Origin of the sequence: Nostoc sp. (assembly GCF_036919495.1) — a bacterium.
Classification (GTDB): Bacteria; Cyanobacteriota; Cyanobacteriia; order Cyanobacteriales; family Nostocaceae; genus Nostoc.
The window spans coordinates 1-16,364 of record NZ_JBALBZ010000176.1; the positions used below are offsets into that span (position 1 = coordinate 1).

General features: G+C 42.2%; 12 protein-coding genes, 1 rRNA gene and 2 pseudogenes. 8 read left to right on the forward strand and 7 right to left on the reverse strand.

Annotated features, from left to right (window positions below):
• Both rpoC1 and V7K25_RS25600 read left to right on the forward strand, forming a co-directional pair.
• Nucleotides 1-990 (forward strand): annotated as a pseudogene (rpoC1, locus tag V7K25_RS25595) (DNA-directed RNA polymerase subunit gamma); the annotation flags it as partial.
• Between the two features lie 127 nt (nucleotides 991-1,117).
• Nucleotides 1,118-5,215 (forward strand): DNA-directed RNA polymerase subunit beta'', encoded by a 4,098-nt coding sequence (locus V7K25_RS25600; RefSeq protein ID WP_335161831.1) that lies wholly within the window; start codon nucleotides 1,118-1,120, stop codon nucleotides 5,213-5,215.
• A 144-nt stretch (nucleotides 5,216-5,359) separates the two neighbouring features.
• On the opposite strand, the gene V7K25_RS25605 is transcribed toward V7K25_RS25600, so the two are convergent.
• Complete coding sequence (locus V7K25_RS25605; RefSeq protein ID WP_335161833.1) at nucleotides 5,360-5,935, reverse strand: Uma2 family endonuclease; 576 nt, start codon at nucleotides 5,933-5,935, stop codon at nucleotides 5,360-5,362.
• A gap of 126 nt (nucleotides 5,936-6,061) precedes the next feature.
• Between V7K25_RS25605 and V7K25_RS25610 the strand changes: the two genes are divergently transcribed.
• Nucleotides 6,062-7,390: a hypothetical protein gene (locus V7K25_RS25610; protein WP_335161835.1), complete on the forward strand. Its 1,329-nt coding sequence runs from the start codon at nucleotides 6,062-6,064 to the stop codon at nucleotides 7,388-7,390.
• A 150-nt stretch (nucleotides 7,391-7,540) separates the two neighbouring features.
• On the opposite strand, the gene V7K25_RS25615 is transcribed toward V7K25_RS25610, so the two are convergent.
• The 3 genes and pseudogenes from V7K25_RS25615 to V7K25_RS25625 all read right to left on the reverse strand — a co-directional run.
• Entirely contained in the window at nucleotides 7,541-7,978 is a 438-nt protein-coding gene (locus tag V7K25_RS25615) for a response regulator (protein WP_335161837.1), read from the reverse strand.
• Between the two features lie 363 nt (nucleotides 7,979-8,341).
• On the reverse strand, nucleotides 8,342-9,730 hold the full coding sequence (locus V7K25_RS25620; RefSeq protein WP_335161849.1) for a DUF3370 domain-containing protein: 1,389 nt from the start codon (nucleotides 9,728-9,730) through the stop codon (nucleotides 8,342-8,344).
• Between the two features lie 455 nt (nucleotides 9,731-10,185).
• Nucleotides 10,186-10,419, reverse strand: a pseudogene (locus tag V7K25_RS25625) (peptidase C15); the annotation flags it as partial.
• Between the two features lie 58 nt (nucleotides 10,420-10,477).
• Between V7K25_RS25625 and hisH the strand changes: the two are divergent.
• Together hisH and rsmD are read left to right on the forward strand one after the other, a co-directional pair.
• Nucleotides 10,478-11,113, forward strand: a complete 636-nt coding sequence (hisH, locus tag V7K25_RS25630) for an imidazole glycerol phosphate synthase subunit HisH (RefSeq protein ID WP_335161839.1) — start codon at nucleotides 10,478-10,480, stop codon at nucleotides 11,111-11,113.
• 84 nt (nucleotides 11,114-11,197) lie between these two features.
• Nucleotides 11,198-11,743 (forward strand): 16S rRNA (guanine(966)-N(2))-methyltransferase RsmD, encoded by a 546-nt coding sequence (gene rsmD / locus V7K25_RS25635; RefSeq protein WP_335161841.1) that lies wholly within the window; start codon nucleotides 11,198-11,200, stop codon nucleotides 11,741-11,743.
• A gap of 125 nt (nucleotides 11,744-11,868) precedes the next feature.
• Here rsmD and petG read toward each other — a convergent pair whose 3' ends face one another.
• A complete protein-coding gene (gene petG / locus V7K25_RS25640) occupies nucleotides 11,869-11,982 on the reverse strand; it encodes a cytochrome b6-f complex subunit V (protein ID WP_063721252.1) in 114 nt (37 codons plus the stop codon).
• A gap of 210 nt (nucleotides 11,983-12,192) precedes the next feature.
• Here petG and V7K25_RS25645 point away from each other — a divergent pair, with 210 nt between their 5' ends.
• From V7K25_RS25645 to V7K25_RS25655, 3 genes are all read left to right on the forward strand, one after another.
• On the forward strand, nucleotides 12,193-12,567 hold the full coding sequence (locus V7K25_RS25645) for a c-type cytochrome (RefSeq protein ID WP_100899502.1): 375 nt from the start codon (nucleotides 12,193-12,195) through the stop codon (nucleotides 12,565-12,567).
• 706 nt (nucleotides 12,568-13,273) lie between these two features.
• Nucleotides 13,274-14,071, forward strand: a complete 798-nt coding sequence (locus V7K25_RS25650) for a peptidylprolyl isomerase (protein WP_335161843.1) — start codon at nucleotides 13,274-13,276, stop codon at nucleotides 14,069-14,071.
• Between the two features lie 266 nt (nucleotides 14,072-14,337).
• Nucleotides 14,338-15,579 (forward strand): DUF3825 domain-containing protein, encoded by a 1,242-nt coding sequence (locus tag V7K25_RS25655; RefSeq protein WP_335161845.1) that lies wholly within the window; start codon nucleotides 14,338-14,340, stop codon nucleotides 15,577-15,579.
• A gap of 84 nt (nucleotides 15,580-15,663) precedes the next feature.
• Here V7K25_RS25655 and V7K25_RS25660 read toward each other — a convergent pair whose 3' ends face one another.
• Both V7K25_RS25660 and rrf read right to left on the reverse strand, forming a co-directional pair.
• The gene (locus V7K25_RS25660; RefSeq protein ID WP_335161847.1) at nucleotides 15,664-16,179 is read right to left on the reverse strand and encodes a DUF29 family protein; all 516 of its coding nucleotides are present in this window, start codon (nucleotides 16,177-16,179) and stop codon (nucleotides 15,664-15,666) included.
• A gap of 92 nt (nucleotides 16,180-16,271) precedes the next feature.
• Nucleotides 16,272-16,364 (reverse strand): 5S ribosomal RNA (gene rrf / locus V7K25_RS31710); the annotation flags it as partial.

Genomic DNA, 16,364 nt, shown 5'->3' on the forward strand with positions numbered 1-16,364 from the left:
ATTATTGTGCGGAACGAAAAGCGGATGCTGCAAGAAGCAGTGGATGCTTTGATTGACAATGGTCGTCGGGGACGCACTGTGGTAGGGGCAAATAACCGACCCCTAAAATCTTTGTCCGACATTATTGAGGGTAAGCAAGGACGTTTCCGACAAAACTTGTTAGGTAAACGGGTTGACTACTCTGGACGTTCTGTAATTGTGGTTGGGCCAAAGCTAAAAATTCACCAGTGCGGTTTACCTAGAGAAATGGCAATTGAGCTATTTCAACCATTTGTGATTAACCGCCTGATTCGTAGCGGCATGGTAAATAACATCAAAGCTGCGAAAAAGCTGATATCCCGCAATGATCCCAGTGTTTGGGATGTGCTGGAAGAGGTAATTGAAGGACACCCTGTAATGCTAAACCGGGCACCAACGTTGCACCGTTTGGGTATTCAGTCTTTTGAACCAATTTTAGTAGAAGGTAGAGCGATTCAACTGCATCCTCTGGTGTGTCCAGCGTTTAACGCCGACTTTGACGGCGACCAAATGGCGGTACACGTCCCTCTGTCGTTAGAAAGTCAGGCTGAAGCGCGGTTGTTGATGTTGGCTTCTAACAATATTTTGTCACCAGCCACCGGTAGACCGATCATCACGCCTAGCCAAGATATGGTGCTGGGAGCCTATTATTTAACAGCAGAAAATCCTGGTGCGACAAAAGGGGCAGGAAATTACTTTTCTTCGCTAGAGGATGTAATTATGGCTTTCCAGCAAGATCAAATTGACTTGCACGCCTATATCTATGTGCGGTTTGACGGTGAAATAGAATCAGACCAACCGGATACAGAACCCGTGAAAGTGACGGAAAACGAGGATGGTACCCGCACATTACTCTATAAGTTCCGTCGAGTCAGACAAGACGCTAAAGGCAATGTACTTTCGCAGTATATATACACAACTCCTGGCCGCGTTATTTACAACAATGCCATTCAGGAAGCACTAGCAAGTTAATTCGTAATTTCTAAATCGTAATTTGTAATTGAAGAATTAATTACGAATTACGTAGCTTGCTTCTCGCCGGAGGTGAGTATTACGAATTACGAATTATTAATTATTGATGACTCAGGACTAATGACTAATGACTAACGAAAAAATGATTTTTCGCAATCGGGTGGTTGATAAGGGTCAGCTGAGAAATTTAATTTCTTGGGCGTTTACGCATTATGGTACGGCGCGAACCGCAGTGATGGCGGACAAATTGAAAGATTTGGGATTTCGCTACGCTACCAAGGCAGGGGTGTCCATCAGTGTAGATGACTTGATGATACCACCAACTAAGCGATTGCTCTTAGAAGCAGCTGAGGAAGAAATTCGCGCTACTGAAACCCGTTATCAACGGGGAGAAATCACTGAAGTAGAACGGTTTCAAAAGGTAATCGATACTTGGAATGGTACTAGTGAAGCCTTGAAAGATGAAGTCGTCGTTCACTTCAAGAAGACTAATCCCCTGAACTCCGTATACATGATGGCATTCTCCGGGGCACGGGGTAACATCTCTCAAGTCCGCCAATTGGTGGGGATGCGGGGACTAATGGCAGATCCTCAAGGGGAAATTATCGATTTGCCCATCAAAACCAATTTCCGTGAAGGACTCACTGTAACGGAATACATTATTTCGTCTTACGGCGCCAGAAAAGGATTGGTGGATACTGCCTTGCGGACGGCTGACTCTGGTTATCTCACCCGGCGTTTGGTGGACGTGTCTCAGGATGTAATTATTCGGGAATTTGACTGTGGTACCACAAGAGGAATTCCCATTCGACCAATGACAGAAGGTGCTAAAACCTTGATCCCTCTAGGAAACCGCTTGATGGGACGGGTAATTGGCGAAGATGTGCTGCATCCGGTGACAAAAGAAGTAATTGCACCACGCAATACCCCAGTTTCTGAGGACTTGGCGAAAAAAATCGACAAATCTGGGGTGGCAGAAGTTGTGCTGCGGAGTCCCCTAACTTGTGAAGCGGCACGTTCTGTCTGTCAACACTGCTACGGCTGGAGTTTAGCCCACGCCAAGATGGTGGACTTGGGCGAAGCTGTGGGGATTATTGCCGCCCAAAGTATCGGCGAACCTGGTACGCAGCTAACCATGCGGACATTCCACACTGGTGGGGTGTTTACTGGAGAAGTGGCACAACAAGTTCGTTCTAAAATCGATGGAACTGTCAAGCTTCCCCGCAAACTGAAGACTAGAACATATCGTACCCGCCACGGGGAAGATGCCCTCTATGTTGAAGCTAATGGCATCATGCTTTTGGAGCCAACAAAAGTAGGTGATGTTACCCCAGAGAACCAAGAGGTTCATCTTACCCAAGGTTCAACACTATATGTATTTGATGGAAATAAGGTAAAGCAAGGTCAGTTGTTGGCAGAGGTTGCCCTTGGTGGACGCACAACTCGGACTAATACAGAAAAAGCAGTTAAAGATGTAGCCTCTGACTTAGCAGGGGAAGTGCAATTTGCCGAAGTTGTTCCAGAACAAAAAACTGACCGTCAAGGTAATACCACAACCACAGCCGCACGAGGTGGCTTGATTTGGATTTTGTCTGGGGAAGTTTATAACTTGCCCCCTGGTGCAGAATTGATTGTGAAAAATGGTGATGCGATCGCTTCTAACGGAGTTTTAGCAGAAACCAAGTTAGCCAGTTTGCACGGCGGTGTGGTGCGCTTGCCGGAAGCTACCCCAGGTAAGAGTACCAGGGAAATTGAAATTATCACTGCTTCTGTGGTACTAGACCAAGCAACGGTGACAGTCCAAAGTTCCCAAGGGCGGAATAATTACTTAGTCTCCACTGGTAACAACCAAGTATTTAACCTCCGGGCTACACCAGGCACAAAAGTGCAAAATGGTCAAGTAGTAGCTGAGTTAATTGATGATCGCTATCGGACAACCACTGGTGGTTTCCTGAAATTCGCGGGTGTAGAAGTCCAGAAAAAAGGTAAAGCCAAGCTGGGTTATGAAGTCGTGCAGGGCGGTACTCTTTTGTGGATTCCTGAAGAAAGCCACGAAGTTAATAAAGATATCTCTTTGCTGTTAGTAGAAGACGGTCAGTTTGTAGAAGCTGGCACCGAGGTAGTAAAAGATATCTTCTGCCAAAACAGTGGTGTGATAGAAGTCACCCAGAAAAACGACATCCTGCGGGAAGTTGTGGTTAAACCTGGGGAACTGCTGATGGTGGACGATCCCGAATCAGTTATCGGGCGAGATAACACCTTCATCCAACCAGGTGAGGAATTCCAAGGCAATGTCGCCACGGAATTGCGTTATATCCAGTATGTGGAGACACCAGAAGGGCCTGCCCTGTTAAGTCGTCCAGTAGTTGAGTTTGCCGTACCTGATAATCCAGATGTGCCATCAACTACATCTGTGAGTCAACAAACCGGGCGATCAATTCAGTTGCGGGCTGTGCAGCGACTACCTTACAAAGATTCAGAACGCGTCAAATCTGTTGAAGGCGTAGAACTGCTGCGAACTCAGCTAGTGCTGGAAATTGAGCAAGAAGGGGAACAAGACCATAATGCTTCACCTCTTGCAGCAGATATTGAATTAGTAGAGGATACTGAAGACCCAGAAGTTCAACGTTTACAACTGGTAATTTTGGAATCCTTGGTAATTCGTCGAGACATTACCGCCGATGCCACCCAAGGTAGCACCCAAACCACACTTGAGGTGCAAGATGGGCTTACCATCGCTCCAGGTTCTGTGGTCGCACGTACCCAAATCTTGTGTAAAGAAGGCGGGGAAGTGCGGGGCGTCCGCAAAGGAACCGAAAACGTGCGTCGTTGTTTAGTGTTGCGCGATGCTGACAGACTTACCATTAATACTAGTACTCAGCCAAAAGTAAAAGTGGGTGACTTGCTAGTAGAAGGTACAGAAGTTGCTCCTGGAGTTTTTGCCCCAGAATCAGGACAAGTAGTGGATATCAAAGCGGAAAGTGCGGTCTTGGGGTCTCCCCAAGAGGAGCAACTTTCCAAGAGAAGTGCCACTGCTGCATCTGGTGAAGAATCAGCCCTGAGTAATAAAAATTACGTTGTAACTACCCGTATCGGTCGCCCTTATCGAGTCAGTCCTGGTGCTGTGTTGCAGATAGAAGACGGCGATTTGGTACAACGGGGTGATAACTTGGTGTTGCTGGTGTTTGAACGCGCCAAAACCGGAGATATTATTCAAGGTTTGCCCCGGATTGAAGAACTACTTGAAGCTCGTAAACCGAAAGAAGCGTGCATTTTATGTCGCCGGGGTGGTGAAATTAAGGTAGTTTACGCTGAAAGTGGTGATGAAGCGATCGCTATCAAGGTCGTAGAATCAAATGGCGTGATAACAGATTATCCTCTAGGCCCAGGACAAAATTTGATTGTGCCAGATGGATCGACTGTGTTAGCGGGACAGCCATTAAGCGATGGCCCATCCAATCCCCACGAAATTTTGGAAATCTTCTTTAGTCTGGGTTCTGAAGATGGAATCTATGCTTGTGCTAGCCATGCTTTGCAGAAGGTACAGTCATTCTTGGTGAATGAAGTGCAAATGGTTTATCAATCTCAAGGGATTGATATTTCCGATAAACACATTGAAGTCATTGTTCGCCAGATGACCAACAAAGTCAGGATTGATGATGGTGGTGACACCACTATGCTTCCTGGGGAATTGGTGGAACTGCGCCAAGTTGAGCAGGTGAACGAAGCTATGGCAATTACAGGCGGTGCTAGGGCACAATATACCCCAGTATTGTTAGGTATCACCAAAGCATCGTTGAATACCGACAGCTTTATTTCCGCCGCGTCTTTCCAAGAGACAACACGGGTACTTACCGAAGCAGCTATTGAAGGCAAATCCGACTGGCTGCGCGGCTTGAAGGAAAACGTGATTATCGGGCGATTGATTCCGGCTGGTACTGGCTACAATACCTATGAAGAACCTGGTGCGATCGATGATTATGCTGCTGAAATTACCAGTAGTGTCTTGGATGAAGTTGATGATCCCCTGGATATGGTCTTAGATGACCGCACAGCTCGCACCTATAATTTAGATTCTCCTACTCTTGGGGAATCTGGTTTTGGTAGCAGACGTGCAGAAAGGTCAGTTCTAGATGACGAAGATGAATTAATCGCCGATGAAGTCGCAGACGACGACGATTACGAGGAAGAAGAAGAAGACGACGATGATTTCGACGATGAATAGAGACTTGAAATTTCCCGTCTCTATTAAAAGGTAAAAATTAATAAAGGCAAAAGAAAATCTTCTTTTGCCTTTTTATTTTGCTCTCTAAAAACACATTTTTAAATCCTCAATATTCTGGTTTATACCTTTCAATCTAGTAGTCAGTCAATTAGGGAATTCAAAAGTAACGTCCTCATATAAATCTGCAACAGCACACCGAAAATCTATACTTGCCAAATGAATGATATCTTGTTGTCCATAGGGATAAAGTACCCATTGTCTCTCTGAATTTCGGCGAAAACACTCAACATTTAACCGAGTTTGACTCACAAGTATATATTCCTGAAGTGACTCCATCTGTCGGTAGTCAGCAAATTTATCACCTCGGTCAAAGGCTTCTGTTGTCGGAGATAACACTTCTACAATTAACGACGGGTAACGCAGAAAGTTGTTAAAAGCTCTATCTCGTTGGTCACAACTTACCATAACATCCGGGTAGTAATAGATATTAATTGACTCAATATGTGCTTTGGTATCTGAGATATAAGTCTGACATCCACTCCCGCGCAAATGATTTCTCAGCATTGAAGCAATATTAAGAGAAATAATTACATGGGCGTTACTTGCCCCTGCCATTGCATAAATCTGTCCCTGTCTATATTCATGCTTGATAGGACTGGTTTCTTCTGCTTTAAGATAGTCTTCTGGAGAAATATAGCTAGAATTTGGAGTTGCAACCATCTGTAATGCCTTGTATCTAGTTTAAAAGAAGCTTTACGGCTAAATCAGCATAAATCTAGCAATAGCTAGATGCTGTAATTCTCTCAAGAGCTATAATCTACATCTGTTACACCGAGAGATTAACTTGTGGATGTCATATTAGAACGATCGCACCAATTAAAACAAGCCTTAGTTGATTTTGTCCTTGATGCTGAAGGCGAACTGGCACAAGCACTAGAAACTTATGCAGCCGCACAGTTGCGCCGTGGAAGTGGGGATAGTACACAGCAGGATTTAACTATCGATAGCTTTCTGACAGCCGGGAAAGTCGGTGATAAGTCTCCATTAGAGTTATTTATCGAAAGCAATCCAGACTTAGAAGAAAGCGATCGCAACCTGATCAACAGTTGGCATCATAGTTTTATTGGCTTATTTGCCATAACGAATATTCTACCTGATGGCTTTGAATTAACGAACTGGTTGACAGACAAGCACTACATTGTCAAGCCAAATAATACTCAAACATTACAGGCAATATCTCGGTTGAAAGCAGGAGAAATTTTACTAACTCGCATTTCTCCTGTTACCGATAGCTACTGGATGTTTTCAGGCCCCTACACAATAATGGGTAAATTAGGTAAACCAAAACTTGCTGTAGCAATTGGTAATTTCAAAGAAAACTATAAAAGTAATCTTTACAGCGATGCTCCAGACTTGCTAGAAGAAGCTTGGCAGTCAGTAGGACAATATCATCAGCAGTTTGTGGACTTTTTTGGCACTGCTGAAATTACACTACCTGGATACCAGCTTAATAAAAAAATAGCTGAATTCCAAGAATTAATCACTGAAAAACGCTTTGCAGAAGCAGGAATTGATACTTCTAAATCCTTGGCTGAAGTAGCAGAAGCAGCTGGCATTGGAGACGATGAAATAAAAGCAGCAGCAGAAGAATTTGGTGCTGATTCCAACGTAGTCTCTCAGATGTTTAACAGCAAAAGCAGTAATAGTAAAATGGTAATGCCAAAGGTTGATTTACCTGCGGAACTCAAGAAAGCAGAACAAGTAACTGCTCTTTCTCATCCCCGTTGGGGACAAATGTTTTTACCGACATATAGTAAGGTACAAGCAATTTTATCGGCAGAGGACTGGCAAAGTGTTCAAGGGGCGGAAAAACTTGTTCGTTACTACCTTGAAGATAAAAGTATTAATGCTTTTATTTGGCATCGATTAGCGCAACAGTATCCAAGTAAATTAGAAAATGTGTTGCAAACAGTTTTGCAACGTCCAGAGTTTCGTCTTGAAAGCGACTTGGACGCACTTTTACAAGAATTCAATAAACCTATTGAGCCAGAGTTACCAGAAATTGCTAGTGTTCCTATACATTTACACAATTTATTTCAAGAAGCTTTAGGAGAAGTTAACAAATCCAAGCCCAAGGGTAAAGGACAAAAAAAACCAGCAAAGGGTTTTCAATAAAGTTAACAAATATATCCAATACCTCACCCTAGCCACTTAGGGTTTAGTTTCCAAGTTAGAGTCATTTGTTGGAGCGTACAGCTAGCTGTACCTCCCCGCACTTATAAAAACATAAGTAACAAAGGCGACACAAACACTAAATATTTATACTTAAATTTCGGTAGATAGCAGGTGAATAATCTCACCTACAATTTCATCTGGACTTTCAAGCTTGACTAAAAATCGATTAAAGCCAGCATTCAAAGCCTTATAACTTGAGACTTCCCGTGTATAAGAAGTGATAGCGATCGCAGGTAACTGTCTTAAGGAGAGGCAAGAATGCACTCGAATTTGCTTAATTAACCAATTTCCATCATGATCGGGCAATTTCACATTGCACAGCAGAATATCGGGATGAAGCGATTCTACCAAGGCAAGGGCTGCTTCTGCATCATTTAAAGCGATTACCTCTGCACCATCTGCTTCCAAAATGAAGGTGAGCAAATCTGCAATATCTGGCTCATCCTCTACCAGTAAAATCAGGATTCCAATAAGGTTCTGAAACGAATTTAACTCAGTTTCTTGATTGATTTTTTGATGGCTTGCCATGCCGTCCCTTTATTGCCTGCTATAGTCTACTATTTCTATTGCAACGCATGAGGCTGAATATTTATTCCGCCTAAATACAGAAATTTGGGGTGAAAAGTTTTATCAATATGAAGAAGTTAATTCACGGATCGCATTTACTGCCCTGTTAGGTAAGCGATCGCCCCGAACAAATTATCTATGACCACAGGTTATTAAACGCTATCAATAAATTATTGTAAGGCGTTACCTAAATGGGTGCTTTATAACACATGTGCCTTTGAGTCGCGCCAAGTTGGTAAACAGTAGAGCTTTGAGAATCATCTAACTAATATTTTTTAGTAATAGGTAATTGAAGAAAAGCTATTACCCATTACCCATGACTCATTACCGAGGTTCAGCTTGAGTTGAAACTGTTAAAACTTGCGGAGGTGTAGCATCCGGCGGATAGAGAAAGTCAACTTCTACTAAAGAGCGATCGCCTGCTTTCATCTTTAATAAAACTAAGGGTTCCCCTGCTTGACCTCTCTTTTGCACTAAATGCACAAACTGAGTCTGCGGCTGATTTTGCTCATCTTTGTAACGTACCCGAACTGTCCCTCGGAAGAATACTTGACGGGCTGGTGTACTAAGAAAGCGTAAACCTGGTTTTCCCAATTGCTCCTCCTTGAGTGGTGTTTGTATCGACACACTAACAGTTTGAGGACTTTGAGTATTGTTGTATAGCGGCAACTTGAGATTATATTGAATCCCATAGTTCCCATGAGCGCGATATGCGGTGTCAGGATAGCGTACCAGCATAGTAGCACTTTGAATTTGACCAGTTCCTAATGTACCGCCATGCAGGCTACTCAGAGCATAGGAAAACATTTCACCAGGGTGGGGAATAGTCAAATACCTGGCCTTAGGATTATCTACTAATAAGGCTCTCCATCGTGAACCACTAGCCACTCCAGCAACACGCCCGTAAATTATCGGCTTGCCAGTTTCCTCTAAGGGAGTGGGCGCTTTATCGCGTGGCCCAGCCAAATCACCATTATCTAGTAAATTTTGCCACTCTTCTAAAGTAGGCGATCGCTCACTGCTGTCGGGATTCACCCGTGCAAACATGGCTAGGCTAGCTGCATAGACAGTGCCATTACTTTGCAATCGGATCAATGTAGACCGACCATTGAGAGGTGGTGTCAATCCCTGCACAGGAATTGGTAAATTTAGTAACATCCGACTTTGCCCTGATGGAATCTCAATTTGGGCAGGAAAAATCTCTTGTCGCCATCCCCTTAAAACATCAGACATGACGCGATCGCCCGGCCCGGCAAAAATTGTACCCAAAAGATTTTGGCTAAAGGATGGTAGCTCAATAAATGGTGCATCCGGTTGACTCAAATAACTCGCCGCCTGCCAAATATTCACCTTCACTACTTCCGAACCAGGGTTGTGCAAAATTATCCCTAGATAGAGCGATCTCTCCGACGGGCTACCCCTACGCAAATTCTCTGCTGGTTCAGCTCTAGTAATATGATGGGCAAAAATATCAAATCGTCCTCGAAAGGGAAAATTTAGATGCGCTACTGGCACTTTTTTACCATTTGGTGGAAAAGTGGAGAGTAAAATTCCTTCTTTCAAAACCAATTCTGGACTATTGCTGTTAAACGTTGGCACTGTATCTAATTGGCCTGGTAAAGGACGCACTTCTTGTGGTTGTACGACTTCTTCAGGTGGTGGCGTGGCAGGAGTTAATTGGGCAATCTGAAAAACTAGTAACAATGGCAACATATACTTAGCTATTTCTTTCACCATACAGACATTAACAACTTGCTGAAAGTGCCAGTTTGTTAATAATTAATACGGAATCTGCAAGAATCCCCATCAAATTTTCTTGAGTGAGAACTGGAACACGGGCAAAAATACAACCTACCATGAGTTGCTTTTAGCTTAAGTACTCTTTGCGAGACACTACGCGAACACAGATAAATTTCCCGCAGTCGTGACTAATCTCAATCCCTACTGCTCCCGTCACTAATTCTTCTAAATCAACTGCTGTTTGCAAAACAATTTTTTTACAGCTAAGTAAAGCGGTGTAAATAATTAAAAGTTTCTAGTCAGGACTAAAGTCCTCAAATGAGGGCTAAAACCCTGACTACAAAATAATTTCAAGGCTTTTTACATTACTTAATCTAATTTGATTTATTCTTGCCTAGTTACTTAGCAACTGCTTCCACACTTAATTATGTACGCCATGCAGCCATGCCACAACAGACCATGTAATCAAGTTGAACTGCATTGATTTTTTCCATTACCTGAGTAGTGGCAAGTTGCACATCTACAGGTAACTGGCGTAAAAAAATTAAATCATCTGGTATCAGATCAAGTTTGGTAACTTCAAGTAATAAATCATCAGAAGAATTCGACTGTTGATATTTTAGGCAAATGTCAAAAGAAGTTAATAGAATTCTTTTCTTCATAACAAATATTATTTAGAATAGAAAAACCCTCCATAATAAATTTACAAGGAGCAGGTGAATGCCAGTAATTGCGGTCGTAGATTACGAGATGGGAAATTTGCACTCAGTCTGCAAAGGCTTGGAAAAAGCTGGAGCAACTCCTAATGTTACTTATTCTCCAAAGGAATTAGAGCAGGCAGATGCAATAGTTCTGCCAGGGGTGGGAGCATTTGATCCAGCAGTCCAACACCTGCGATCGCGTGGTTTGGAACAACCTATTAAAGAAGCGATCGCATCTGGTAAACCTTTCTTAGGAATTTGTTTAGGATTGCAAATTCTCTTTGAATCAAGTGCAGAAGGTAATCAACCAGGACTAGGAATTATTAAAGGAAAAGTGCGGCGGTTTCGCTCAGAACCTGATATCACTATTCCTCACATGGGTTGGAATCAGCTGGAAGTGACTCAAGCAAAAAGTATTTTGTGGGAGCATTTACCGTCCGATCCTTGGGTGTATTTTGTCCATTCCTACTATGTTGACCCAATAGACCCGCTAATTCGTGCAGCAACCGTCACTCACGGTACTCAAACCGTCACAGCTGCGATCGCCCACGAAAACCTGATGGCAGTCCAATTTCACCCCGAAAAATCCTCTAATATCGGATTGCAAATCCTATCTAATTTTGTTGCTCAAGTCCGCGAAAAAATTCCTGCCTAATACTATTTTTGTTATTTGTTGTTTGTCCTTTGTCTAAAACTTATGACTAATGACCAATGACTAATGACCAATGACTAATAACCAATGAGCCTGAGAATTTACGGAAATCGCCAGCTAAAAACTTTACCAGGAAAAGAAACTAGACCCACTAGTGCGCGCGTAAGAGAAGCAGTGTTTAATATTTGGCAGGGAGAAATTGCAGGTTGTCGCTGGCTAGATTTGTGCGCTGGTACTGGTTCAATGGGCGCAGAGGCTTTGTGTAGAGCAGCCAGCCTAGTAGTGGGAATTGAACAATCGAGCCGAGCCTGTGCCACCATCCAACAAAATTGGCAGCAGGTAGCGAATGCCGAGCAAGAACTTCGGGTATTGCGGGGAGATATTGTCCAACAGTTAAAGACTTTATCAGGCAAGAAATTCGATAGAATTTATTTTGATCCACCTTATGCTAGTGGATTGTACCAGCCAGTATTAGAAGCGATCGCTCACTATCAACTTTTAGATCCTAGCGGTGAAATCGCAGTTGAACACGCCTCACAAGGTTGGACACCGCCAGAGATTCCCCATTGGGAAATTTGCCGCGAGAAAGTTTACGGCAACACATCACTTACTTTCTATAGAATTGTGCAATGAGAAAAGAGGGGGCAGACAAAGGAGCAAAGAAAATTTTATTTTGTCTCCCTCATCCCCCTCATATTCCCACTCAAAACTCAGCACAGGCTAAACCATAGCTATCCGCTAACAAAACTCAGCACTGCTTATCCCCCCAACTGATTGGGGCGCTTATATTGCTTATAGGCAGCGTAAAACAGTCCGGCGAGGGTGACAAAAACTAAACCAAGGACAATACCTGATAATAGGGGTTCAACCACTGTAAATCTCCTCTTTGAAATTATTAAATATTCGTTGCCTGTTTTTGATTTTACCAAATTTCGTATGAATCCTGCGCCCTACAGCCTTTTTGGAGGGCGACTGCCCACAAGAAAATAGTCTTCTGTGCTTGCAGACACAATCAAGAACTTTTAAGCTATGTGTAGGAAATGAAAACTTTTTAGCACACCTAGATTTTCACAGCAAACCTTTTGGATAACCAGATTACCAAACCTGAAATTTTGATTCAGCGGATCGTTTTATTGACGCTGGCTATACTGCTAGCAGTCCCTTTAGGCTTTTTTGGTGTTCAGTTGGTTCAAGCCTCCGATCCATACGTTAAGAGTGTTTTATCCTTGACAGGAAACCCAGTTCAAGGACACGCGATCTTTCAAATTAACTGTGCTGGTTGTCATGGCTTGGAAGCAGACGGGCGAGTAGGGCCCAGTTTGCAAGCTGTCTCAAAGCACAAGTCTCGATATGGACTGATTCGCCAGGTGATCAGTGGCGAAACCCCGCCAATGCCCAAATTCCAACCTAGTCCCCAAGAAATGGCGGATCTTCTGAACTATTTAGAGTCGTTGTAAACCTTAGAATTTTTGGTTGCGGGATACATAATAGGACTTTGGTATAGTGAGCGTAAGCGCAGCCCGTCGTAGACATCACTCTTCCAAAAAGATAAGGGGAAAAATCAGATTTAAATGAGACTCGCTATGGAGTGAGTATTTCTAGTTAACTGAGTTCGGGTTAAGCCAGAAGCTAAAAAGCTTATCCTGTAAGGATTGAACAAAACTCTAAGTGATAGAAGAAGCGATTAAAGTGGAATCATTTTGTCAACAAGGCTTACAAATGGACTAATATCAACAATATGCCTTATTGAGAATAGATTAAAACAGAGCTTCAGACCGAACAATGAGAAATCAAGGGTTTTGAGGATTTCTTATCCCGAACTCAGATTGGTTAACTAAAAACTACCTTTGTTAAGAGAGCTTTGTCTCAAAGCACCCTAGCTCAGTCTGATAACTTCGTCTTCTATGTTGCAGTGGCGACAAGTGTCATTAGTCGTCATTTGACCTTCGTCCTTTTCTTCATATCTAGTCGTATTTACGTAGAATCTTTGATAAAAACTCATATAAACTGTATATTTTAAAGTATGTTGAAGCCACTATTTAATTATTACGAAACTGAGGTTAGTGTCCTTAACTCGGTAAGATTAAGACAAAAGCTGCCAGTGAATGGACTACGGTTTAGCTTCTTTGACAGACCAGATATTCTTAAGATGCCCGAAAGCTAATGACTGAAGCGATCCAAATCGGTAATCGTACAATCACAGCTAGTGAACTGATTTCCTTACTGACAAGTTACCAAATGCTGCCACAGTTGCAGCGCGAATTAATCCTCGATGAGGCGATAGAGCAAAACTCACGCTTCGCCAAGGTAGTAATAGAGTGTACACCTGAAGAAGTAGCCCAAGCTAAACAGCAGTTTTTCGCTGAAAAACAGTTCAAAAATGAAGAAGACATCCAGGCTTGGATGGCACATCAAGGGCTGACTCCCGAACAACTAGAAGTTATTATTACTCGTAAGCTTAAAATTGAAAAATTCAAGCAAGCTACTTGGGGTAATAAACTGGAATCCTACTTTTTTCAGTCCAAGACAAAACTAGACAAAGTAATTTATTCTCTACTGCGAACCCAGGATGTAGGAATTGCTCAAGAACTTTACTTCCGCATTCAGGCAAAAGAAAACTCTTTTGCTGACTTAGCGCGTGAATATTCACTCGGGCCAGAAGCCCAAACTGGAGGCTTAGTAGGTCCGATTGAACTGAATGCACTACATCCGGTAATGGTGCAAATGCTATCTAGCAGTCAACCAGGTCAGATATTGCCCCCTACCCGCATTGCTGACTGGTTTGTGATTTTGCGGCTAGAAAAATTTATCCCCGCACAACTAGATGAATTTATGAAAGTGCGACTGCTGAATGAACTCTTTGAAACCTGGCTACAAGAACAGCAAAAGCAAATCATGTCTGCACCACGACCAGAGGCGGGGACGGGTGGACAGGGAGAGGGCGATCAACCTTTAACCTAAATAGTATGGGAAGTGACTTCTATGCTTGGCTTCAAAACTGATGATAGCGATCGCTCTGTTAGTTTTCCTGGCTAGACGAGCGATCGTTTTTGATGTTGTTTATATAGTAGGTGGAATTCCACCTCATTAATTTTTCAAAGGTAGAATCTCGCCTTTGTCATTTACAAATATTCATATTCTGTTCCTAAAGTGTTAGGGCGTGCAGACTCATGGGCATACTATAAACATCAACAATGCTTTAATTTGGTGGTGCACAGGAATAGTATATGAGTCAACCCGAAATTCGCAATATCATTATTGAATCTGCTAGCAAGTGTGTAACTAAAGATAGCTGGTTTTATCTAGCAGACTTTGGTGGTGCCCTTCGTAATTTGGGATTTGACTTAAAATCAACAGGGCACTTAAAACTTTCTCACTTTTTGAGTGAATATACTGATCTAATAGAATTGAAACAGGATGAGGCCTCTGAAATTCCTGTCACGCTTGGAAGGTTAGTTAAAGAACCATCGCAAGTTAAGCAGAATGGGACAGTAACTAAACCAGTTCCACGAGTTAAGCCCAACACCCGAAAAATTTCAGGAAGCCCTAAGAACGCACTTTTTGAATGGGCATGGCTTGGTGATTTGACCACAACTCTAAATAGATTTAGGGAATTAGCTCTGTATGAACAGTGGTTCTACGGTAAGAAATCGGAGAATGAAATCGACCAATATCCAATTCTATTCAATTACCTTATCTATACCTTCTATCGGCTTACTCAAGAAAAAGGTAAGGTTCTTGAGACAGAAGAATTTGCAACTTTTAATACTGGCTTAGTTGATAGACGCTATGAGGCTATCTATGCACTATTTAAAAAGAGTAAATACAAGCGACAAAAATGGGAATTTTCTGACTTTTGCATTGCTGGTGAAGACTGGGCAGGAAAAACTTTAGTGCGTCAATTTAGTAAATTGCCAGAACTAGCAAACTACTTCAAAAATACAGCAGATATGCTGTATAACGTTTCAGCTGAGGAACCAAAGTTAGACTACCGCCATATCATAGTGGAGAACACATATCGTTTACCTTTGAATTTTCTTGAAGAGATTGTTCCCCAGAGTTTTGTTTTGGAGGATACAAAAGAAATGTCATACCAAAATAAGTTTCTCTACTTTGAACGGTTAGGTCAAGCAATTGAAGAAGATGCGAGAGTGTATAGGTTTATAAAAGCTAGATTGGATGACGCACTGAGATTAGCTATCAAACGGGTGAAATGGAATTATAAAACTGCTATTCCAATGTATTTCCCTACACGAAATATTATGTCTCTCTTACTTCCATTGGCCCTAGTTGATGATAATCAAGTTGATATTGCATTGGTAACTGAGAAAACACAATCAGGTAGCTATCTTGGGCATACAATTTTACCTTTGGGCTGGGCATACAGTAATGCTCGGTTGGTTTGTCGTCCAGACAGCGATTGGTTGATTGCACAAAACATTGTTCAAGATGAAGCTGAAGATGAATAGGTACAATTGCTTGATAGTCTTCTATGTCTTGAGTGATAGTAGCTAATGTCATAAATTTAGTACAAATCCCTCATATAATCATTTTTACTTACCTTTTTCCCACTCTTGACCACCGGGTAAATTACTCAGCATCTCATCAATAGCACCAGGTAAAGACTTTTGAGAATTTGTATAAGTCAAATTTAAAAAATCTTTTGCTACGGACATAATCAGTGATTTATCTACCACTGCTTCCAGTTGCTTAGGTGTATACAAACCATCAAAAATTTCAGCCGATGCTGGCTTGATTGCTGCATAAAAAGCAGCATCCAGCAAATCTTCCCAGTCACCTTGCTTCACATAATGAGAAGTCTTATTATCCTGTAAATTTAAATCTTGAATTTCTAAAATCGAACCTTCAATAGAAGCTGCCCATGAATTATTTAATCTCTGTTCAACCTTATTTTTAATTAAATGAATCATGAGTCTGATGAGGAAACTCCTAATATTTCGGATATAACTCTTTCGACTCATCAACTCTAGCTCATCAACAATTACCAAAGCGTCGTCATAACGTCCATCAAGAATAGACTTTCTTAAATCCCAAAGTTCTTGAGTCATAAGTCATAGCAATTTATCCAATACTAAATTCAGCATAAACTAAAACCCCCTAGCTGTTATGAGAGCTAGAGGGTTTTAGTTTGTATAATTAAACCTGGCATCGAGCTATTTTTGCGTAGGGCTACCCCTAAACTATCGTGGCCGCAGCAGCGTTTCACCTCTGAGTTCGGGAAGGGTTCAGTGTG